This is a genomic window from Candidatus Frankia nodulisporulans (genome assembly GCF_902806475.1).
GTDB lineage: Bacteria > Actinomycetota > Actinomycetes > Frankiales > Frankiaceae > Frankia > Frankia umida.
On the sequence record NZ_CADCWS010000548.1, the window covers coordinates 1 to 493 of the forward strand.

The following is a 493-nucleotide window of genomic DNA, read 5'->3' on the forward strand; positions in this document are numbered from 1 at the left end:
GGTAGCTTCAACCTGTTCGTCCGCTACATCAACCAGGGCCGCGTTGACGCCGACCGGCCTGCGATCTCACCACGACGCGTCACCCGGCTCCTGCTCACCCGACCCGACCGGCTCACCGACAGCCAACATGACCGGCTCGGCGACCTCACCACCGCCTGCCCGGAAATGATCGATCTCGCTGGACTCGTGCGCGGCTTCGCGCAGCTTCTCCACCCCGCGGACGGCAACGCCCACCGACTCGACGAGTGGATCACCACAGCCCGTGCCGCCGACCTGCCCCACCTGCACGCCTTCACCCGCGGCCTCGATCTCGACCGCGCAGCCGTCAACGCAGCCCTCACCCTTCCTCACCACAACGGCGGAACCGAAGGCGTGAACACCAAAACCAAACGGATCATGCGTCAGATGCACGGCCGAGCCGGATTCCCCCTCCTCCGCCACCGCATCCTCCTCAGCTAACCCTCCGTCACCACCGAAAGTCAGACAGAGCCTC

1 protein-coding gene is annotated in these 493 nt (G+C 66.5%); it reads left to right on the forward strand.

What is annotated here, in order from left to right; all coding sequences use genetic code 11:
* Positions 1–459, forward strand: a 459-nt coding sequence (locus G6R24_RS21350) for a transposase (RefSeq protein WP_163550886.1), incomplete at its 5' end; no start/stop codon positions are given.
* Between the last annotated feature and the right edge of the window lie 34 nt (positions 460–493).